This window comes from Streptomyces sp. NPDC091279 (genome assembly GCF_044757465.1).
In the GTDB taxonomy this organism is placed as follows: domain Bacteria; phylum Actinomycetota; class Actinomycetes; order Streptomycetales; family Streptomycetaceae; genus Streptomyces.
This window is the reverse complement of the sequence record NZ_JBIVVA010000008.1, coordinates 358,572-379,483: the sequence shown is the minus strand read 5'-3', so window position 1 is coordinate 379,483 and position 20,912 is coordinate 358,572. Positions and strand designations below refer to the sequence as shown.

At 73.3% G+C, this 20,912-nt stretch carries 14 protein-coding genes; 4 read left to right on the top strand and 10 right to left on the bottom strand.

Annotation, left to right across the window (positions count from 1 at the left end; all coding sequences use genetic code 11):
* Positions 1-57: 57 nt before the first annotated feature.
* Positions 58-462, top strand: a complete 405-nt coding sequence (locus tag ACIQOU_RS22310; protein WP_401538530.1) for an ATP-binding protein — start codon at positions 58-60, stop codon at positions 460-462.
* A gap of 54 nt (positions 463-516) precedes the next feature.
* Here the strand turns inward: ACIQOU_RS22310 and purH are convergent, their stop codons facing one another.
* Positions 517-2,055: a bifunctional phosphoribosylaminoimidazolecarboxamide formyltransferase/IMP cyclohydrolase gene (gene purH / locus ACIQOU_RS22305; protein WP_401538607.1), complete on the bottom strand. Its 1,539-nt coding sequence runs from the start codon at positions 2,053-2,055 to the stop codon at positions 517-519.
* A 32-nt stretch (positions 2,056-2,087) separates the two neighbouring features.
* Positions 2,088-2,717 carry a phosphoribosylglycinamide formyltransferase gene (purN, locus tag ACIQOU_RS22300; protein ID WP_401538529.1) on the bottom strand — a complete coding sequence of 210 codons (630 nt, stop codon included), beginning with the start codon at positions 2,715-2,717 and terminating at the stop codon, positions 2,088-2,090.
* Between the two features lie 279 nt (positions 2,718-2,996).
* On the opposite strand from purN, the gene ACIQOU_RS22295 reads away from it, so the two are divergent.
* Positions 2,997-3,815 carry a hypothetical protein gene (locus ACIQOU_RS22295; RefSeq protein WP_401538528.1) on the top strand — a complete coding sequence of 273 codons (819 nt, stop codon included), beginning with the start codon at positions 2,997-2,999 and terminating at the stop codon, positions 3,813-3,815.
* A gap of 25 nt (positions 3,816-3,840) precedes the next feature.
* On the opposite strand, the gene ACIQOU_RS22290 is transcribed toward ACIQOU_RS22295, so the two are convergent.
* Positions 3,841-5,520 (bottom strand): DUF6350 family protein, encoded by a 1,680-nt coding sequence (locus tag ACIQOU_RS22290; RefSeq protein WP_401538606.1) that lies wholly within the window; start codon positions 5,518-5,520, stop codon positions 3,841-3,843.
* Between the two features lie 155 nt (positions 5,521-5,675).
* On the opposite strand from ACIQOU_RS22290, the gene ACIQOU_RS22285 reads away from it, so the two are divergent.
* Entirely contained in the window at positions 5,676-6,647 is a 972-nt protein-coding gene (locus tag ACIQOU_RS22285; protein WP_401538527.1) for an RNA polymerase sigma factor, read from the top strand.
* 100 nt (positions 6,648-6,747) lie between these two features.
* On the opposite strand, the gene sucD is transcribed toward ACIQOU_RS22285, so the two are convergent.
* The 7 genes from sucD to ACIQOU_RS22250 all read right to left on the bottom strand — a co-directional run bounded on the left by sucD (position 6,748) and on the right by ACIQOU_RS22250 (position 19,254).
* Complete coding sequence (gene sucD / locus ACIQOU_RS22280) at positions 6,748-7,632, bottom strand: succinate--CoA ligase subunit alpha (RefSeq protein ID WP_401538526.1); 885 nt, start codon at positions 7,630-7,632, stop codon at positions 6,748-6,750.
* Between the two features lie 28 nt (positions 7,633-7,660).
* On the bottom strand, positions 7,661-8,842 hold the full coding sequence (sucC, locus tag ACIQOU_RS22275; protein ID WP_401538525.1) for an ADP-forming succinate--CoA ligase subunit beta: 1,182 nt from the start codon (positions 8,840-8,842) through the stop codon (positions 7,661-7,663).
* Positions 8,843-9,574: 732 nt separating this feature from the next.
* Positions 9,575-9,862 carry a hypothetical protein gene (locus ACIQOU_RS22270; protein ID WP_401538524.1) on the bottom strand — a complete coding sequence of 96 codons (288 nt, stop codon included), beginning with the start codon at positions 9,860-9,862 and terminating at the stop codon, positions 9,575-9,577.
* Between the two features lie 222 nt (positions 9,863-10,084).
* The gene (locus ACIQOU_RS22265; RefSeq protein ID WP_401538523.1) at positions 10,085-11,881 is read right to left on the bottom strand and encodes a hypothetical protein; all 1,797 of its coding nucleotides are present in this window, start codon (positions 11,879-11,881) and stop codon (positions 10,085-10,087) included.
* Between the two features lie 495 nt (positions 11,882-12,376).
* Positions 12,377-13,489 (bottom strand): VWA domain-containing protein, encoded by a 1,113-nt coding sequence (locus ACIQOU_RS22260; RefSeq protein WP_401538522.1) that lies wholly within the window; start codon positions 13,487-13,489, stop codon positions 12,377-12,379.
* Between the two features lie 1,936 nt (positions 13,490-15,425).
* Positions 15,426-17,939, bottom strand: coding sequence for a DUF5682 family protein (locus ACIQOU_RS22255; protein WP_401538521.1), 2,514 nt, complete (start codon positions 17,937-17,939; stop codon positions 15,426-15,428).
* Between the two features lie 148 nt (positions 17,940-18,087).
* Positions 18,088-19,254, bottom strand: coding sequence for an AAA family ATPase (locus tag ACIQOU_RS22250; RefSeq protein WP_401538520.1), 1,167 nt, complete (start codon positions 19,252-19,254; stop codon positions 18,088-18,090).
* A 131-nt stretch (positions 19,255-19,385) separates the two neighbouring features.
* Between ACIQOU_RS22250 and ACIQOU_RS22245 the strand changes: the two genes are divergently transcribed.
* Positions 19,386-20,741 carry an SWIM zinc finger family protein gene (locus ACIQOU_RS22245; RefSeq protein WP_401538519.1) on the top strand — a complete coding sequence of 452 codons (1,356 nt, stop codon included), beginning with the start codon at positions 19,386-19,388 and terminating at the stop codon, positions 20,739-20,741.
* Positions 20,742-20,912: the final 171 nt, after the last annotated feature.

Sequence of the window (20,912 nt, the reverse complement as noted above, 5' to 3'; positions counted from 1 at the left end):
GGGAGGAGGAACCCGCGCCGGAGCCCTCGCCGCCGCCCTCCGCGAGGCGGCCCGCCGGTGAGGGCGCTCGTCCTGGAACTCCTCGCCGTCCCCAAGGCGGTGCCGGAGGTGCGCCGGACCGTGCGCGAGCACCTCGGCGTGCCGTGCCCCGAAGTCCAGCTCTGCGTCAGTGAGTTGCTGTCGAACGTCATCCGGCACCTGGGCGAGGGGACGCCGGTGACCGTGCGGGTGACGCAGGCCGGTGAGTGCACCCGCCTCGCCGTCACCGACCCGGAACCCTACGGCTGGCTCATCGTGCGCGAGTCCTGTCCCGACGACGAGAACGGGCGGGGGCTCCTCCTCGACGCCCTCGCCCTGCGCTGGGGCGTTCAGCAGGAACCGGACGGCGGGCCGGGGACGGCGGGGAAGACCGTGTGGTGCGCGTTTCCGCGAAGTCCGTACGCCGACGAGTCGTTGACATGAAACGGCCCGCCGGGATGTCCGGCGGGCCGTTTCACGGAGCGGGTGTGCGAGGGGTCAGTGGAAGAAGTGGCGCGTGCCCGTGAAGTACATCGTCACGCCCGCCTTCTTCGCCGCCTCGACGACCTGGTCGTCGCGGACCGAACCGCCGGGCTGGACCACGGCCTTGACGCCGGCCTCGGTGAGGATCTCCAGGCCGTCGGGGAACGGGAAGAACGCGTCGGACGCCGCGTAGGCGCCCCGGGCCCGCTCCGCGCCGGCCCGCTCGACGGCGAGCTTCGCGGAGTCGACGCGGTTGACCTGGCCCATGCCGACGCCGACCGAGGCGCCGCCCTTGGCGAGCAGGATGGCGTTGGACTTGACGGCCCGGCAGGCCCGCCAGGCGAACGCCAGTTCCGCAAGCTCGTCGGCGCCGAGCGCCTCGCCGGTGGCCAGGGTCCAGTGGGCCGGGTCGTCGCCGTCGGCCTGGAGGCGGTCGGTGACCTGGAGGAGGGCGCCGCCGTCGATGGGCTTGACCTCGGCGGGCTGGGTGGGCGCCGCCGGTGCCTTCAGGACGCGGATGTTCTTCTTCCTGGCGAGGGCCTCAAGGGCGCCCTCTTCGTAGTCGGGGGCGACGATGACCTCGGTGAAGATCTCCGCGACCTGCTCCGCCAGCTCCTTGCTGACCGGCCGGTTGACGGCGATCACGCCACCGAACGCGGACAGCGGGTCGCACGCGTGCGCCTTGCGGTGCGCCTCGGCGACGTCCGCGCCGATCGCGATGCCGCACGGGTTGGCGTGCTTGATGATCGCGACGCAGGGCGCCTCGTGGTCGTACGCGGCACGGCGGGCGGCGTCCGTGTCCGTGTAGTTGTTGAACGACATCTCCTTGCCGTGCAGCTGCTCCGCCTCGGCGAGCCCGGCGCCGGTGCCGTCGACGTAGAGCGCGGCCGGCTGGTGCGGGTTCTCGCCGTAGCGCAGGGTGCTCTTGCGCTCCAGCGTCGTGCCGAAGAACTCCGGGAACGGCGACTCGTCGACGGGCGCGTACTCCGCCGCGAACCAGCCCGCCACCGCGACGTCGTAGGCCGCCGTGTGCTGGAACGCCTCCGAGGCGAGCCGCTTGCGGGTGGCGAGGTCGAACCCGCCGTCCTGCACGGCCGCGAGGACGTCGGCGTACCGGGCGGGGCTGGTGACGACGGCGACCGAGGGGTGGTTCTTGGCGGCGGCGCGCACCATCGAGGGGCCACCGATGTCGATCTGCTCGACGCACTCGTCCGGCGACGCCCCCGAGGCGACCGTCTCCCGGAACGGGTAGAGGTTGACGACGACCAGGTCGAACGGCTCGACGCCCAGCTCGGCGAGCTGCTCGCGGTGGCTGTCCAGACGCAGGTCGGCGAGGATACCGGCGTGCACCTTGGGGTGCAGGGTCTTGACCCGGCCGTCCAGGCACTCGGGGAAGCCGGTCAGCTCCTCGACCTTGGTGACGGGGACGCCCGCGGCGGCGATCTTCGAGGCGGTGGAGCCGGTCGACACCAGCTCGACACCGGCCGCGTGCAGCCCGCGCGCGAGGTCTTCGAGGCCCGTCTTGTCATAGACGCTGACGAGCGCCCGGCGCATGGCCCGCTTGGCGTTGCTCTCGGCGGTGACGGTCACTGGATAACTACCTTTCGTCCCTCAATGCGATAGCCGTTGCGGGCGAGCCGCCCCACGACCTCGACGAGCAGCCTTCGCTCGACGTCCTTGATGCGCTCGTGCAGCGCGCTCTCGTCGTCCTCGTCCCGGATCTCGACCACGCCCTGGGCGATGATCGGGCCGGTGTCGACGCCGTCGTCGACGAAGTGGACGGTGCAGCCGGTGACCCGGGCGCCGTACGCCAGCGCGTCCCGCACTCCGTGCGCGCCCGGGAAACTCGGCAGCAGCGCCGGGTGCGTGTTCACGCACCGGCCGCCGAACCGGGCCAGGAACTCCTTGCCGACGATCTTCATGAACCCGGCGGAGATCACGAGGTCAGGCGCGTAGGAGGCGACGGTCTCGGCGAGCGCGCGGTCCCACTCGTCCCGGCTCGCGTGATCCTTCACCTTGCACACGAAGGTCGGCAGCCCGGCCCGTTCGGCCCGCGCGAGCCCCTCGATGCCGTCGCGGTCGGCTCCGACGGCGACGACCTCGGCGCCGTAGGCCTCGACGCCGGTGCGGTCGATCTCGTCGAGCAGCGCCTGGAGGTTGGTGCCTGATCCGGAGACCAGCACGACGAGGCGCTGGGCCACAGGCTTGGCGGCCACGGCGGGACCCTTTCTCGGGGGAGCGTCTGTACGGCCGGTTTGTACAGTCGTACGAATGCTTCGCCGCCCGGGATACGGGGAAGTCTACGAAGCGCCCGACCGGCAGCAACGATACCGGCACACCGGACAGCCCCCATGGGACGGGGGCGTGGCCGGAAGGTAGCGTCTGCCTGGAGTGCGCGGAGCGGGCTCGGGAACGCGGCCGGTGTGCGGAGCGTTACCAGGGTGACGCTCACGCCGACGTCCACCGAAGTCCACCCAGGGGAAGACGCTCACTTGATGCCGGACCGCAGCCTGCGACTCTTCACGCTCCCTCCGCTGCCGGGAGGGGAGCGGTCCGGCGTGCTGCTGCGCGACCGGCGCTCCTCCGCTGCCGACGCGACCTCGGGCAAGCCGTCCGGGGACGAGCAGAGCGGTGCGACGCAGGACGACAATCCGTTCGCGCCGCCGCCGGAGGGCGCCCCGGACCGCCCCTGGCAGCCGCGCCGCCCGGCGAGCGAGGACGACTCCCACACCCACTCCGGCTCCGGCTCGGACACTCCGGGTGACGACGGCGCTCGTTCGCCCTGGGGCAGCCAGTGGAGCGACCGTCAGCCCGGCCGCTCCTCGGGCAACTTCGGCGACCGCCCCGGCCCTCCCCCGCAGGGCCCCGAGGGTCCCGACGGGCCGAGCGGACCTGGTGGTTCCCGGCCCACCCCGCCCTCCCGCTGGGACCCCGCGGACCCGATCCAGCGCCGGGCCCGTTACTCGCTGCTGAGCGGCATGTGGGCGTTCTTCTTCGCCCTGTTCAGCTGGCCTTCGGTGGCGCTGCTGCTGGCCGCGCTCTCCCTCTACTGGGGCGTCAGCGCGCTGCGCGCCAAGTCCCAGACGAAGGCCAAGCCCGGCACGGACACCTCCCGTCCGCAGACCACGGCGGCCGTCAGCGGCCTGGTCGTCTCGTCCCTGGCGCTGATCCTGGTCGCGGGCGCCTTCGCGGCCCAACTGGTCTACAAGGACTACTACAGCTGCACCACCGACGCCCTCACCAACCAGGCCAAACAGTCCTGCACCCACTTCCTCCCGAAGGAACTCCGCAGCTTCCTGGCCACGCAGGACTGAGGGGCGCGTCCTCGCCGACCCGCCGTCAGGGTGTCCGCTCCGGCGGCTCGGCCGGCAGCAGGTCGTACGGCTCGAACGGCCCGCCGTCACCCGCGCCGCCGTTCTGATCCCGCAGCAGTCCGGCGACGCTGTCCTGGTCGTAGGGCACATCAGGACCGGGAACGACGGTTCTGGGCGCCGCGTCCGCAGCGGCCCGCCGCCTCCCGAACCAGCCCCGGGGCACGGCCGCCGCCCCCCGCAGCCAACGGCCCTTGCGCCCGGTGCCGTTGCCGACGTCGGCCGCCTGGTCGGCCCCGTTCCCGGCGCCGCCCGGCTGGACGGTCCCGGCGACCTCGCCACGCCGACCGGCTCCGGTGCCGTTGGCCCGCTGCGCGAGTCCGCCGAGTCGCGCCCCCGGCCGGGAACCGGCGCTCGGGGAACCGGTGTTCGGGGAGCCGGGCTTCGTCGGGGTCGTCGGGACGGGGCGTCGCTTCTGGGCAAGGCCGCGCCAGGCTCGGGTCGTGACGGCGACCGGGACGCCCGTCAGCAGCACCCACACCGTCGCCGTCGGCCCCGTCTGCCACCACAGCGGGCCGAAGTCGGCGAGCGCGGCGACGCCGAGGCGGCCGCCCGCCGCGATCGCCGCCCCCGCCGCGACCACCCCGCACATCAGGGCGGCGATCCCGGTCGTCCCCGCCGTCCGGCGGTAGGTCCAGGTGCCGTCGACGGCGACGCGGGCCACGAAGTGACCGACCGTCACCCCGGCCGCCAGCGGGAGCAGCGCGGTGGCCCAGTGCAGGGAACCCTCGCCGCCCGGTCCCGGCACGGCCGCGAGGAGCGGGAACGGCGGGAGCAGCGTCGCCGACGTCGAGGTCAGCGGGCTCACCACATGGCCCGCGCCGAGGACGAACCCGGGGCCGAGGCCGTAACACGCCGCCCAGATCGCCGCGTTGGGCAGCAGCGTCAGGCACAGCAGCAGCACCGCGAACCGGCCCGACCAGCCATCCGTCAGTTCGACGAACGCACCGCGCGCGGCGCCGCCGTGCCACACCAGGGACGCCGCGAGCAGCAGGGCGCCGCCGCCGACCAGGACCGCCGCACCGGCGCCCGTCGCCCGCGCCGCCACGCCCAGCCGGGCCTGCGCCTCGACGCCGATGACATGGCGGCGGACCCGGGGCGGGAGGCGGATCAGCAGGACGTCCGCCGCGTCGTGCGGGCGACCGCGTGCCGTCCACACGCCCACCGCCGCCGCCCCCGCGACGACCGACGGCACCCACAGCACCGTCCACACCCACGCGGGCCGCAACTCGCCGCCGGACGCGTAGAGCGCGGCCATCAGGCCGACGGCGAGGTAACCGGTGACGACGCCCTCCCACGCCGTTCGCCCCCCGATGTCCTGGCGGGTGTCGTCCTCCTCGCCGGAGCGGTCGGCGGTGTCGCGGGCGGCGCGGTGCACCAGCCAGACCGGGAGCGCGAGCAGCAGCAGCGGGGTGAGGGCGACCGGGGCGGGGGTGCCGGAGAGGGTGTCGGTGCGGATGAGTTCGGCGCCGTGCGCCAGCAGCCAGAGCGCGGCGGCGGCGTGCAGGGCGCCGCTGGGCCCGTTGTCGGGGTAGGGCGAACTGACCCACAGCACCATCACCAGCACCGTGCAGCCGCCGAGTCCGAGCACGGCGGCGAGCGCGCCGTTCAGGAGGCCGGTGCCCAGGCCGGGCCTGCGGTCGAGCATCCGGGTGAGCAGGGACGACAACGAGGGGCGACGAGCGGTCAACAGGGTCACCTCGCCATGCTCCCAACGACACGCGCTTTCCCGCCGTAACAGGCGAAGCCCCGTAGTGTCGCTCAATATATGGTTATGTACTTTTTCGTACGAAAGGGTGCCCTGTGACACAGAGCCCTCGCTCCCCTCTCCCCCCTCCCGAGGAACGCCGACGCCTGCGCGGGGCCGGGTCGCTGACCCAGGATCAGGTGGCCGAGCGGGCCGGTGTCACCCGGGAGGCGCCCCCCGACGCCGGGGCCGCGTCCCCCCTCGCCGACGCCGACGCCGGGACCGCCGCCGCCCTGACGCCCGCTCAGGCGTTCGACGCGCTGTACGCGTTCTGCGCACCGGCCCTCGTCCGGCAGGCGTATCTGCTGACCGGGCGGCGTGATCTGGCCCGGGAGGCGGTGGAGCAGGCCTTCCAGCGGGCCTGGGAACGCTGGCCCGAGGTGGCCGTCGACCGCGACCCGGCCGGCTGGGTGCGGGCGTCGGCCTACGAGTACGCCCTCTCCCCCTGGCACCGGTTCCGCCCCCGATACCGCTCCCCCGAACCGCCCCCGGCCGACCCCTCGGCCCGCGCCCTGCTCGGCGCCCTCCTCAAACTCCCCGCCCCCTACCGCCGCACCGTCCTCCTCTACGACGGCGTCGGCCTCGACCTGCCGGAGACGGCGGCGGAGACCGAGGCGAGCACGCCCGCGGCCGCCGGTCGGCTGCTGCACGCCCGCGCGAAGATCGCCGCCCGGGTGCCGGAGCTGGCCGACCCGCGCGTCCTGCACCAACGGCTGGCCGCGTCGGCGTCGACGGAACGGCTGCGCGCGGCCCGGCCGCCGTCCGTGCGGTACGGCAGCGAACGGCGGGCACGCTTGCGGACCCGGGCGGCGATCGCGTTCACGGCGGCGCTGATCGGCACGACCACGCTCACCCTGCGCACCGCCCCCACCCACTACGAGCCGCCGGTCGCGCCGGGCACCGAGGTGCGCGGCGTGCCCGCCCGGGTGGCCCAGGGCCCGTTGTCGGACACGGAACGGGAGTTGCGTGCCAAACTGCGCGGCGCGGCGGCCACCGGCCCGGAACGGCTCATTCCGGCAGCCGAGTAGGACACGGGTGGCCGGACAGGCCGATGGGCCCGACCCCTGTGCGGGGTCGGGCCCATCGGTGCCCGGAACTGCTCCGGGTGGGTGCCTGGGTGACGCGAGGTCAGCCGGCGAGGATCTCGCGGGCCAGCTTCGCGGTCTCGGTCGGGGTCTTGCCGACCTTGACGCCGGCGGCCTCCAGGGCCTCCTGCTTGGCCTGCGCGGTGCCGGAGGAGCCGGAGACGATGGCGCCGGCGTGGCCCATGGTCTTGCCCTCGGGCGCCGTGAAGCCCGCGACGTAGCCGACGACCGGCTTCGTCACGTTCTCCTTGATGTAGGCCGCAGCCCGCTCCTCGGCGTCACCACCGATCTCACCGATCATGACGATCAGCTCGGTGTCGGGGTCGGCCTCGAAGGCGGCGAGCGCGTCGATGTGCGTGGTGCCGATGATCGGGTCGCCACCGATGCCGACGGCCGTCGAGAAGCCGATGTCACGCAGCTCATACATCATCTGGTAGGTCAGCGTGCCGGACTTCGAGACCAGGCCGATGCGGCCCGGCTTCGTGATGTCGCCCGGGATGATGCCGACGTTCGACTGGCCCGGCGTGATGATGCCGGGGCAGTTCGGGCCGATGATGCGGGTCTTGTTGCCCTTCTTGCCGGCGTGCGCCCAGAACGACGCCGAGTCGTGCACGGCGATGCCCTCGGTGATCACGACGGCCAGCGGGATCTCGGCGTCGATGGCCTCGACGACGGCGTCCTTCGTGAACTTCTCCGGCACGAAGATGACCGTGACGTTGGCCCCGGTCTCCTTGATCGCCTCGGCGACCGTGCCGAACACGGGTACCTCGGTGCCGTCGAAGTCGACGGAGGTACCGGCCTTGCGCGGGTTCACGCCGCCGACGACCTTGGTGCCGTCCGCCAGCATCAGCTTGGTGTGCTTCTGCCCGGTGGCGCCGGTCATGCCCTGGACGATGACCTTGCTGTCCTCGTTGAGCCAGATAGCCATGGTGTGTTGGTGTCCTCGTCCTGAGTGCTTACTTGGCGGCGTGGGCCAGCTCGGCAGCCTTGGCAGCCGCGCCGTCCATGGTGTCGACGCGCTGCACCAGCGGGTGGGCGGCGTCGGTGAGGATCTTGCGGCCCAGCTCGGCGTTGTTGCCGTCGAGACGGACGACGAGCGGCTTCTCGACCTTCTCGCCGCGGTCCTCCAGGAGCTTCAGCGCCTGGACGATGCCGTTGGCGACCTCGTCGCAGGCGGTGATGCCGCCGAAGACGTTGACGAAGACGGACTTGACGTCCGGGTCGCCGAGGATGATCTCCAGGCCGTTCGCCATGACCTGGGCGGAGGCGCCACCGCCGATGTCCAGGAAGTTGGCGGGCTTGACGCCACCGTGGTTCTCACCGGCGTACGCGACGACGTCCAGGGTGCTCATGACGAGACCCGCGCCGTTGCCGATGATGCCGACCTCGCCGTCGAGCTTGACGTAGTTGAGGCCCTTCTCCTTGGCCGCGGCCTCCAGAGGGTTGGCCGCGTCCTTGTCGTGCAGCTCTTCGTACTCGGGGTGACGGAACTCGGCGTTCTCGTCCAGCGACACCTTGCCGTCGAGCGCGAGAACGTCACCGGAGGCGACCTTCGCGAGCGGGTTGACCTCGACGAGGAGGGCGTCCGACTTGATGAAGGTGTCCCACAGCTTGACGAGGACGTTGGCGACCTTGTCCGCGACCTCGGCCGGGAACTTGGCCGCCGCGACGATCTCGCGGGCCTTGGCCTCGTCCACGCCGTCGATGGCGTCGATCGGGGTCTTGGCGACGGCCTCCGGTCGGGTGGCCGCCACCTCCTCGATCTCCATGCCGCCCTCGACGGAGGCGATGGAGAGGAACGTGCGGTTGGCACGGTCGAGGAGGAAGGAGACGTAGTACTCCTCGACGATCTCCGGAGCGGTCTCGGCGATCATCACCTTGTGGACCGTGTGGCCCTTGATGTCCATGCCGAGGATGTCCGTCGCCCGGGCGACGGCCTCGTCCGCGGAGGCGGCCAGCTTGACGCCACCGGCCTTGCCGCGACCACCGACCTTCACCTGCGCCTTGACGACGGACTTGCCGCCCAGGCGCTCGGTGATCGCGCGCGCCGCCTCGGGCGTGTCGATGACTTCACCGGCCAGCACCGGTACATCGTGCTTGGCGAAGAGGTCCCTCGCCTGGTACTCGAACAGGTCCACGCGCTTCCGTCCCTATCAGTGATCTCGCGGTTCGTTGGATGCGTGGGCGTGCCGCGAAGGGCAACGTGACGTCCGCATGGGTCACAGGGGAAGCGCTCACGGTGTCCGAGGGCGCGGCATGTCCGCCTCGCAGGTTATCCCTGCTTGCAGGGGGCTTCTAAATCGCTGGTCACATGTGAGCGGTGATACCTGTCACATGATGCCGCCCCCCATGGCACGCCGTGCCGCTCCCGGACACGGGGGAGGCCGGGTGAGGGGGCCATGCGGGGTGCCGGGGAGGGCTGGGGAGGGGCGCATTCCGGGCGCCGGGGAGCCCGGAAGAGGGGCTCGTCCCGGACGCCGGGGAGTGCGAAGAGGCGGCCGAGGGGAGGGCGGAAGAAAGGAGGGCCTCACCGGGTGGGGTTGACCCGGTGAGGCCCTTTTTGTTCTGCCCCGAAGGGCTCGGAACGGGTGGTCCCCACCCCAATGGGGACCACCCGTCCACATCCGCGACCCGCCGCCCGAACGACCCGACGGATTTCGCCCGCCCGGAAACAACGGTGACTCGCGGAGCAGGGGGTGGGGGGTGGTGGTGAAGGGGGGTGGTGGTGAGTGGGGAGGGGGCTCAGCCGCGGGTGCGGTGGCCGTCCATGGGGGGAACGGCGGGGACGGGGCGGTGGCCTGGGCCGTGGCCCGAACCGGCGGTTGCCGTTGCGGGGCCGGTTGCCGTTGCGGGGCCGGTGGTCGTCGTGATCACGCGCGGGTGCCGTGCGCGTCCGCGGGGAGGGCGCCGAGGCCGTGGTGTGGGCCGGCGGTGGTGGCAGGACCCGCTGCGGTCGCGGTGCCGGTGGTGGCGACGGCCTTGGCGCGGGCGGCGCGGGCGGCCCGCGCACCCAGGATGACCTGGGCGGCGGCGGTTCCCCTGGCCCTGCCGGGCGCGGCGGACGGGCCGCGCAGCACGTGCCCGGCGGACTTGGTGGCAGCAGCGGCAGCGGTGGCAGCGGCGGCGGTGGCAGCAGTCGTGCGGAAGTACTCGTACATGCGTGCGTCAGATCCTTGGATCGCAAAAGGCTTCGGTTTCCGTCCGGCGGCTGTACCCGCAGGGGTCCCGCGAAGGGGCTCCGACCGCGAGGGACCCCGAGGGGACCGGTCGGCGGTCCCGCACGAGATCGCGCGGAGATGCGGAAGTACAGCGGGGCTTCGGACGGTTGGGCAGACCTGTGCCGCCCCCGCGCGGCAGGTCAACGGCGGGGGGCGCCGGACCTAAGCGGGCGAAACGGGAATGTCCCGGTACCGGTCCTGGATCTCGGCCGCGCACTCCCGCGCGGAAGCGCCCCGCACGAGCGGCAGCGGCGCCTGGTGGTGGAGGACGACGGCACACGCGTCGCCGTGCTGATGCCGGGAGCCGCCGCCGTCGACGGCGGAGTGACTGACCAGCGCCCCGTCGGGCTCCCCACCCGGCGCCTGCCGAACCGGCGCCCGCCCGACAACTCCGGTCCGCCGTCCGCCCTTGTGCACACCCCGGTGCACGTGATGCCCGCCGTCCACGAAAACGGGGCCGAACGCCACGCCGCTCACGTACCGGGCCGGGGTGAGGGTCGCCGCCCCGCCCGTCGCCGGGTTCCCGTCCCCGTCGGCCGACGCGCCCCCGTCATCGCCGGGCTGCGCCACGGGCACCGTCCCACCGGGGACGACCGACACCCCGGGCAGCACCGGGAGGTCGGGCAGCCCGGGGAGGCTCGGTTCCTCCGGAACACCGGGCACCGTCGGGAACGACGGCACGTCCGCCGCCCCCGGAAACGAACCCGAGGGGAAGGCGGGCAGCACCGGGAGCGTGGGGACGCCGGGGAAGGTAGGGAGGGTGGGGACGCCGGGGAAGGTGGGCAACTTCGGCAGGGCCGGGAGGGTAGAAACGCCGGGGAGGCTGGGCAGGGCCGGGAGGTTGGGGAGTTTCGGCAGGGTGGGGCGGGTCTGCGGGGCGGGGGGCTTCGGGGTGGCGGGGAGGGTCGACGGGGTCGGCAGCTCGGGGAGTTCCGGTGAGGTGGGGAGTGCCGGCGGGGTCGGCCGGGCGGGGAGCTTCGGCGAGGCGGGGAAGCTCGGCGAGATCGGCCGGGCGGGGAGTTCCGGTGAGGCCGGGAAGCTCGACGGGGTCGGCCGGGCAGGGAGCTTCGGCGAGGCCGGGAGACTCGACGGGGTCGGCCGGGCAGGGAGTTCCGGCGAGGCCGGGAAGCTCGACGGGGTCGGCCGGGCGGGGAGTTCCGGTGAGGTCGGCCGTGGCCGCGAGGTGGGCTCGGTCGGCCTGGAGGGGCGGGTGGTCAACGGCGTTGTCCTCGCCGTTACTTGGCCCAGGACGCCGGTGACCGTGTCGACCACTTCTCCGACCGGTGCGATCAGGTGGTCGCTGACTGGTCGGGGGGCGTGGCCGGTGCGGGGATGCGGGGCGCGGTGGCTCGGGGTGCCGGGGTCCGGGGTGCCGGGGTCCGGGGTGCGGTGGCTCCGGGTGCCCTGACTCGGGGTGCCGGGGTTCGAGGCGCCGGGGCTCCGGGTGCCGGGGTTCGAGGGCGCCGGGTGGCGCGGGGGCTTGGGTGCCTGGTGGTCGGCCAACTGGGCTGGGTGCCGGGCGAGTTGGGTGGCGTGACCGGTCGGCCGGGGTGAGGGGTTGGTGGGGTGCGCCGGGTGCGCGGGGTGCCTGGTCGGGGGCGAGGTGAGGTGGGTGAGGTGCTGGAGCAGCGGTGAGGTGAGGTGCGTGGGGTACTGGGTCAGCGGCGCGGTGAGGTGCCCGGGCTGTCGGACCAGCGGCGCGGTGCGGCGCGTGGAGTGTCGGGCCAGCTGTGAGGTGAGGTGCGTGAGGGGTGCGGTCGGGCTGGTGACTGTGCCCCTCATCGTCGACCGGGCGCCGCCCACCCCGCCCACCCCGTCCGCCGCGTGCGCCTGCTCCCCGCAGAGGAACCCGAACGCGAACAACCCGCCCACCAGCAGCGCGACCTCCACCACACGCCGCCCGGCCGCCGCACGCAGCACGCGCACAACGGCACCGCACAACGAGGCTGGCGAGGTCACGGCGGGCAGATCCTCCGGTACGGCGGAACGGAGTGGGGTCGAGGCGGGATTCGACGCGAAGTCGAGGAGGCGGAGAGGGGAGGCGGAATCGAGGGAGCGGAGACGGGGTGGGTGGAGACGGGAGGTGGAGACGGGAGGTGGAGACAGCCGGAGCTGAGGGTGGAGATAGGGGGTGATCCGGGTGGAGATCGGACCGGGATCGGGGTCAGCCTCGCACGGCCCTCCCGAGGTTGCGCAAGCCCTCCGTTACCTGTGGGTAGTCATGTCCGTTTTGCGGCCGTTCCCCCGGTCGGCAGGTCGACAAGTCGCCTGCTTTCCGGGGGCCGTTCGGACTTCGGGGCCGGCGTTCTTCGGGACCGGCGTTCTTCTCGCCCGGCTTACCCGGCGCCCTTCTTGACGGCGCCCTTCTTGACCGGTGCCCCTTCTTGACGGCGCCCTTCTGACCGGCGCCCTTTCTTGACCGGCTTACCGGCGTCCTTCTGGGCCGGCGTCCGGTTACACGGTGTCCGGCATGGGCAACGGCCGTTTCTCGATCGCCGCCGCCATCACCTCCGGGAACAGATCGGGGGTGCAGGCGAACGCCGGTGCCCCGAGGGCGGCCAGTGCGGCGGCGTGTTCCCGGTCGTACGCCGGCGCCCCCTCGTCCGACAGCGCGAGCAGCGCCACGAACTGCACGCCCGACGCCTTCATCGCCGCCACCCGCTTGAGCATCTCGTCCCGGATGCCGCCCTCGTAGAGGTCGCTGATCAGCACGACGACGGTGTCGGCGGGCCGGGTGATCTGCGACTGGCAGTAGGCGAGGGCCCGGTTGATGTCCGTCCCGCCGCCCAGTTGGGTGCCGAACAGGACGTCGACGGGATCGTCCAGTTGGTCCGTCAGGTCAACAACTGATGTGTCGAAGACGACGAGTCGCGTGGATATCGTCGTCATGGAAGCCAGCACTGCTCCGAACACCGAGGCGTACACAACCGACGCCGCCATTGATCCCGACTGATCGATACAGAGGACGACCTCTTTCTTGGAGGACTGCGTGGCCCGCCCGTACCCGATGAGCCGCTCCGGCACGATCGTTCGGTACGTGGGCAGGTAGTGCTTGAGGTTGGCCGCGACGGTGCGGTTCCAGTCGATGTCGTGGTGGCGCGGCCGGCTGACGCGGGCGCTGCGGTCGAGGGCGCCGGTGAGGGTGGCCCGGGTGCGCCCGGCGAGCCGCTTCTCCAGGTCCTCGACGACCTTGCGCACGACCGCCCGCGCCGTCTCCTTCGTGGTCTCCGGCATCACCTTGTTGAGGGAGAGCAGCGTGCCGACGAGGTGTACGTCGGCCTCCACCGCCTCCAGCATCTCCGGCTCCAGGAGCAGCGTGGCCAGCCCGAGCCGGTCGATGGCGTCGCGCTGCATCACCTGAACGACGGAGGTGGGGAAGTACGTCCGGATGTCCCCGAGCCAACGCGCCACGGACGGCGCCGACGCCCCGAGCCCCGCGGAACGTCCCTTGTCCCCCTTCCCGTACAACGCCGCCAACGCCCCGTCCATCGCGGCGTCCCGCCCGCCCAGCACACACCCGGTGCCGTCACCCGCACCCCCACCGAGCACCAACCGCCACCGCCGCAACCGCTCCCGCGCAGCAACGTCGGTTTCCTCACCGCCACTTGGCTCACCCCCCGCGCTACCGGCCCCACCCGGGACATGCGGGCCACCTCGCCCACTCCCCCAGCCCGACCCACCGGCCACCCCAGACCGACTCGACCCACCCGGCACCCCAGACCGACTCGACCCGTCCGACGCACCGACCCCGCTCGGCCCACCCGATCCACCCGATGTACCCGACCCGCTCGGTCCGCTCGGCGCACCCGGTCCGCCCGATGCCCCCGGCCTGCCTGGTCCGCCCGGCGCATGGACTCCGCTCGGCCCGCCTGATCCACCCGATGTACCCGACCCGCGCACTCCGCACGGCCCACCTGGCGCACCCGCACCACTCGACCCGCTCGGTCCGCTCGACCCGCCCAGTGCACCCGGTCCGCCCGATGCCCCCGGCCTGCCCGGTTCCTTCGGCACCGCTGCCATGTCTCCACCCCCAGCCGCTGTCATATCCCCACCCCCACCAGGTCACCGTCATCGCCCGCCATCGGCATCCCGTCTCCTCCGGCCAACCCACCTCCAGCCAGCCCCTCGTCAACCGGCTCGCCTCCTCCAGCCAGCTCCCCTCCTTCGGCCAACTCCCCTTCAACCAGCGCGCGTCGGACCAGCCCCCGCACTGCCAACTCCCCTTCCGACCGACCGCCCTCATGTCAGCCCTCCCTCCCGTCGACTCCCCCTCGGCGGACTCACGTGGGGCAAGCTCTCCTCCCGCCAACTCGCCCTCGATCAGCTCCTGTTGGACCACCCCCCTTCCGGACAGCTCACGTTGGGCCAACTCACCTCCAGCCAGCTCCTCGCCAACCGACTCCCCTCCGTCAGCCAGCTCCCTTCCACCAGCCCCCTTCCGACCGACCGCCCTCATGCCAGCCCTCCTCATGTCGACTCCCCCTCGGCGGACTCACGTGAGGCCAGCCCCCCTGCCAACTCACCCTCGAACAGCCCCTGTTGGACCAACTCCCCCCTCTCACCGACTCCCCTCAACGGACTCGCAAGGGGCCAGTCCTCCCCCTTCCAACTCCCCTCCGAACAGACCCCGTTGGGCCAGCCCACCTCCCCTCACCCCCTCCCGTCAGTGCAGCTGGGCCCAGCTCCCTTCCTGCCTGTCGGCTCTTCCACGACCGACGGCGCTCCCGTCAGCCCGTCTCCGGTCGGTCGTTCTCCAGCCGACTGCTCTCGGGCCCGCTGCGTTTCCGGCAGGCCTGGCTCTGGCCTGTTGGACTCCGGCTCGCTGGCCCCCCGCTGACTGGCCCGCGACTTGTTGGTCCCCAGCCGGTTGGCCCCTGGCCTGCTGTTTCCCGGCCAGCTGGGACCCGCCCGCTGGGCTCCCGACCGGCCGGACTCCAGCCAATTGGACTCAGGTCGGCTGGTCCCCGACCGGTTGGTTCCAGGCCCGGCTGCGTCCCGGTCGGCTGAACTCAGGCCTGCTGATCCCTGGCCCGCCGGGCCCACCAACTGACCCGACCCACTGGCCGATCACGCTCAGGTCAGCTGAACCCGCTCAGCCGGCCCCAGGCCCAGCAACTCCCCGGCCCGCCGAGCCCCACCAACTGACCCGCCCCCACTGACCCCCAGCCGATCAAGCTCAGGCCAGCTGGCCCCGTGCCGTTCAACCCCAGGCCAACTGCTCCCCGGCCCGCCGCACTCAGGCCAGCTGCTCCCCAACTCACCGGAACCCGTCAGCTACTCCCGGCCGGTTGACCCAGTCCTGCCGAACCCCGGCCTGACGGGCTCAGGCCTGCTGGGCCGAGGCCTGCTGCTTCCCGGCGTGTCGGGCTCAGGCCGGTCGGGCTCAGGCCAGCCGCTCCCCGGCCTGACGGGCTCAGGCCTGCTGGGCTGAGGCCTGCTGCTTCCCGGCGTGTCGGGCTCAGGCCGGTCGGGCTCAGGCCAGCCGCTCCCCAGCCTGGCGGGCTCAGGCCAGTTGCTCCCCGGCTCGCTGGCCTGCCGGCGACTGGCTCCCCGCCCACCGGTCCTCGGGCGGCTGGCCCCTGGCCGGCTGGACCCCGGCCGGTGTCTCTTCCGTCAGCCCCAGCAGCAGCCGCAGTATCGGCAGTACCGCGTTCGCGCGTTCGGTGTCGAGGTCGGGGGCGAAACCCGGGGTGCCGTGGCCGGTGGGGGTGCGGTCGGGGTGGGCGGGGCCGCGCCGGACCAGTTCGCCGAGGGTGCGCCGGACGCCGGGTTCGTACGCGGAGAACGTGCGCCGCAGCAACGGCAGAACGTCCGTGAACGCCTCCGTCGGCACCGACGTCAGCCACGTGTCGACCAGACCGAGCAACCTCTCGTCGTGCACGAGGAGCATCCCGCCGCCCGAGCCGCCGCCGACGAACCCCTCGATCCAGGCGGCGGCGTCGGCGGGCGCGGTCCCCGGCGACAGCACGAGCCCCATCAGCCGTGCCGCCTCCTCCCCCGCCAACTCCCCCTCGTCCAGCAGCAGTCGCACCGCCCGCCCCCGGATCACCCCGGGCACGGTGTCCCGCGCGGACAGCACCCGCAGCACCCCGCGCCACCGCACCCGCAGTCCCGCCCCGGGTGCCTCCTCTCCTTCCATCGCTTCCGTCGCTTCCGTCGCTTCCGTGTCGCCCAGCAGGCCCACCGCGCCGTGCACGGCGTCCACGTGGCGGCGCATCTCGTCGGCCGCGTCGGCGTCGAGGGCGGCGCAGGCCGGGGGCAGGCCGACGAAGATCCGTTCGGCGAGACCCGCGGCGACCCCCGCCAACGCCCCGGTGTCGGTGCCCCGCACATCCCCGTAGCGCAGCGAACGGACCAGCGCGGGCAACGCCCCGGCGAGGTGACCGACGTCGGTGTCCAGCGCGGCGCGGTCGGTGAGGGCCCGCATCACCACGGGCAACGCGTCCGGCAGTTCGGCCAGCAGGCAGCGTTCGGCCAGGCCGGTGACGCCGGCGAGGTCGGGTGCGGTGACCGCGTCGGCCTCCGCCTTGGCCGTGGCGGCGCCGAGCACCGTCGTGCCCCACACCCCGGCCTCGGCGACCCGCACCGCCAACTCCGGTTCCCAGCACAGCCGCCAGGTCTCCCGGAAGGTGCCGGTGCTGCCCCGCGAGGCGGTCGGCTCACCCCAGTCGACGCCGAGCAGCCGCAGCCGGTGCAGCAACCTGCCGCGTCCGGCGTCGGTCTCCTTGCGCAGGTCCAGTTCCACCTCCCGTTCCACCGCCTCGGGCCTGAACCGCAACCGGCGTTGCGTCCGGGCCAGGTCCCGCTGCAACGGCACCGCCGGCGCCCCCTCCGGTACCTCCCCCAGCACGTCCCCGACGACCAGCCGGTCCCGCACCAGGGCCAACGGCACGTCCGACCCGTCGCACAGCACCGCACGCACGGCATCGGTCGTCTCGTCGAGCCCCGGCAACGGACGTCCCCGCATCGCCGCGAGCGTCTCCGCCAGCCGCACCGCCTCGATGACATGCACCGACGACACGATCCGGCCCTCGTCCCGCAACAGCCCGGCGACCTTGGTCAGCCACCGTTCGACGGGCCGGTCCGGCGCGCCGAACAGGTGCGCGTACCAACCCGGCGAGGTGATCCCCGCCCCGTATCCACTGGCCCGCGCCAGCCGCCGATGCGTCCACGGCACCCACGTCAACTCGGCCTTGATCTTCGGCAGCCCCTTCAACGCCGCCCGGTCGGCCCCGACCGCCACCCGCCACCGCAACGCGGGCACATGCCACGCCCCGCACACGACAGCCACGCCCGCCTCCCCGAACTCCCTTCCCGCAGCCCGCACTTGGAGCCGCATATACGCCTCGCGCACGAGATCCCGCTCATGCCCGCCGCTCCCGTACACCTCCCGCAGCGCCCCCATGGCCTCCTCCAGCACCAGAAACGGAGCGAACACGTCCGCGTCCCCCGCACCCCGGTGCTCGACGACGTCCTCCCACCACCGCTCGGCGTCGTCATAACCAGCCGCGTCCGCCAGAACACCCAGAGGATCAACCCGAACGTCAGCACCCCCCTCCGGCACAGTGCCCGCCCCACCGTCCGACCCGGGGTCGAACCCGCCACCCGAAGCCCCCGCCTCCTCTTCCACCCCTTCCACCCCTTCCTCCCCATCCGCCTCCTCGGCCTTCTGCCAGGCCAGCTTGTGAGTCGCGGGCAGGTCGATGAAGCGAACCGGAACGTCGTGCTCCAGAGCCCAGCGGAGCGCGACCCACTCCGGGGAGAACTCCGCGAACGGCCAGAACGCCGAGCACCCGGGTTCGTCGACCGCGTGGGCGAGGAGCGCGACCGGCGGGCGCATGTCCGGATCGGCGGCCAGCGGAATCAGCGCGTCCGCCTCGGGCGGCCCCTCGATGAGCACGACCCGGGGTGCGGCCGCGTCCAGGGCCGCCCGCACCGCCCGCGCCGAACCGGGCCCGTGATGACGCACCCCGAGCAGCAACGGCCACCCGCCCGCACCCTCGTCAGTCCCCGCCACGCCCGTCACCTCCCCCCTCACCGTCCGCACTCCTCCCGAGCCCGAGCCCAAGCCCAAGCCCGAGCCCGCTCCCGATACGGGCACCGTCACCGGCCCCGAGCCCACTTCTCCCCCCCGCCCCCGGCCCCACTTCTGGCCCCCTTTCCGGTCACGCGCTCGCCTCTCGGCAGGCTCGGTAGAAGTCGGTCCAGCCGTCGCGCTCGCGGACGACCGTCTCCAGGTACTCCTGCCAGACGACCCGGTCGGCCGCCGGGTCGCGGACGACGGCGCCGAGGATGCCCGCGGCGACGTCCCCGGCCCGCAGCACGCCGTCACCGAAGTGCGCGGCCAGCGCCAGGCCGCCCGTGACCACGGAGATCGCCTCGGCGGTCGACAACGTGCCGCTGGGCGACTTCAGCTTTGTGCGGCCGTCGGACGTGATCCCGTCGCGCAGTTCGCGGAAGACGGTCACGACGCGGCGGATCTCGTCGACGCCGTCGGGCACGCGCGGCAGGTCGAGCGAGCGGCCGAGCTGGTCGACGCGGCGCGCGACGATGTCGACCTCGGCCTCGACGCTCTCCGGCAACGGCAGCACGACCGTGTTGAAACGGCGGCGCAGCGCGCTGGAGAGGTCGTTGACGCCGCGGTCGCGGTCGTTGGCCGTGGCGATGAGGTTGAAGCCGCGGACCGCCTGCGTCTCCTGGCCCAACTCCGGTATCGGCAGCGTCTTCTCGGAGAGGATCGTGATGAGCGAGTCCTGCACGTCGGCCGGGATGCGGGTCAACTCCTCGACCCGCGCGGTCATCCCGTCGGCCATGGCCCGCATGACCGGGCTGGGCACGAGGGCGTCGCGGCTGGGGCCGTGGGCGAGCAGCCGGGCGTAGTTCCACCCGTAACGGATCGCCTCCTCCGGGGTGCCGGCGGTGCCCTGGACGAGGAGGGTCGAGTCGCCGCTGACCGCTGCCGCGAGGTGTTCGGAGACCCAGGTCTTGGCGGTGCCGGGCACGCCGAGCAGGAGCAGGGCGCGGTCCGTGGCGAGCGTGGTGACGGCGACCTCGACGATGCGGCGCGGGCCGATGTACTTCGGCGTGATCACGGTGCCGTCCGGCAGGGTGCCGCCGAGCAGGTACGTCGCCACGGCCCACGGCGACAGCTTCCAGCGGACCGGGCGCGGCCGGTCGTCCTGGGCGGCCAGCGCGGCCAGTTCACCGGCGAAGGCGTCCTCGGCGTGCGGGCGCAGCGCCCCGGAACTGTCCGTGTTCCCCGCGGGCGCGGAGCCGTTCCCACCGGGTTCTGCGGATGTCGTCGCGGATGTCGGTTCTGTGGACACAGGCATGGCTGAGGCCCCCTCCAGCTCGGCCGGTTCGGATCTGACACCACCGTGCACCATGCCACTGACAATCGCTCTGACCTGCACAAACGTACTCGCAGGGCCGATTGTCAGTGGGGGCGTCTACCTTCGATGTCATGACTCAGCAGGGGGTGCGCTGGACGGCGGATCAGGTGCTGGCACTGGCGCCTGACGCCCCGTCACGCAAGGCGGGGAGCAAACTCGGTGCGGCCGGGCCGTGGTCCGGGGCGGGCAGGGGTGACGAGGGGGCGGTGTGGGGGCTGTGCCAGGGCAGCGGCGGCAAGCCGTACCGGACGGCCGTGGATCTCGCGGACGCGGCGGGACCGGCGTTCACGTGCAGTTGTCCGAGCCGGAAGTTCCCGTGCAAGCACGCGCTCGGGCTGCTGCTGCTCTGGGCGGGCGGGGAGGACGCGGTGCCGGTCGGGCAGCCGCCGGACTGGGCGCGGGAGTGGGTGGCGGGGAGACGGAAACGGGCCGAGGGGAAGGGGGCTGACGCGGCGTCGGGGGCCGGGTCCGGGGCGGCCGATCCGGAGGCGGCGCGGCGACGGGCGGAGCGCCGGGCCGAGCGGATCAGCGCGGGGACGGCGGAGTTGGAGCAGCGGCTGGCCGATCTGGTGCGCGGCGGGCTGGCCGGTGCCGAGCAGGCCGGATACGGGCCATGGGAGGAGACGGCGGCCCGCATGGTCGACGCGCAGGCGCCCGGACTGGCGTCGCGGGTAAGGGAGTTGGGGGCGATACCGGCGTCCGGCCCGGGTTGGCCGGTGCGGCTGCTGGAGGAGTGCGCGCTGCTCCACCTGCTCGACCGGGGCTGGCAGCGGCGGGCGGACCTGCCGGAGAGGCTGGCGGCGACGGTCCGTTCCCGGGTCGGCCTGCCCACGTCGGCCGAGGGTCCGCCGGTGCGGGACGACTGGCTGGTCCTCGCCCAGTACGACACGGCGGACGCCCGTCTGACGACCCGCCGGATCTGGCTGTACGGCGCCGGCACGGGCCGTACGGTGCTGCTCCTCTCCTACGGTGCGGCGGGCCGCGCCCCGGAGGTGGCGTTGCCGGTGGGGCTGGCGTCGGACGCGGAGGTGGCCGCGTATCCGGGCACGGGGCAGCTACGAGGGGCGCTCGGCAGACAGTTCGCGCCCCCGTCCCCGACGTCGACCCGGCCGCCCGGGGTGACGACGGCGACAGCGGCGGCCCGTTACGGGGCGGCCCTGCGCGACGATCCCTGGCTGGAGTCCGTCCCGGTCACCCTGGACCGGGTGATCCCGACCCCGGACGGCGACACCTGGCACCTCGCGGACGCCGACGAGGACAACGCCCTGCCCCTCACCCCGGCCGCCCGTTCCCGCCCCGGCCTCTGGCGCCTGGTCGCCCTCTCGGGCGGCGCCCCGATCAAGGTCTTCGGCGAGTACGGCCCCCAAGGCTTCACCCCCTTGACAGCCTGGCCAACCCCTCCAAACCCCCCAATCCAACTCCACTAACCACCCCACCCACACCACCCACCCAAGCGGCCCCCGACCACACCGAAACTCCGCACACGACAACGCCGCCCTTAAGGGGCGCGGGGCTGCATCACCATGCGGCTCCACCGCGCGAGCGCAAGAACCCCCACCACCCCGCACCCGACAACGAGCAGACGCCGCCCTTAAGGG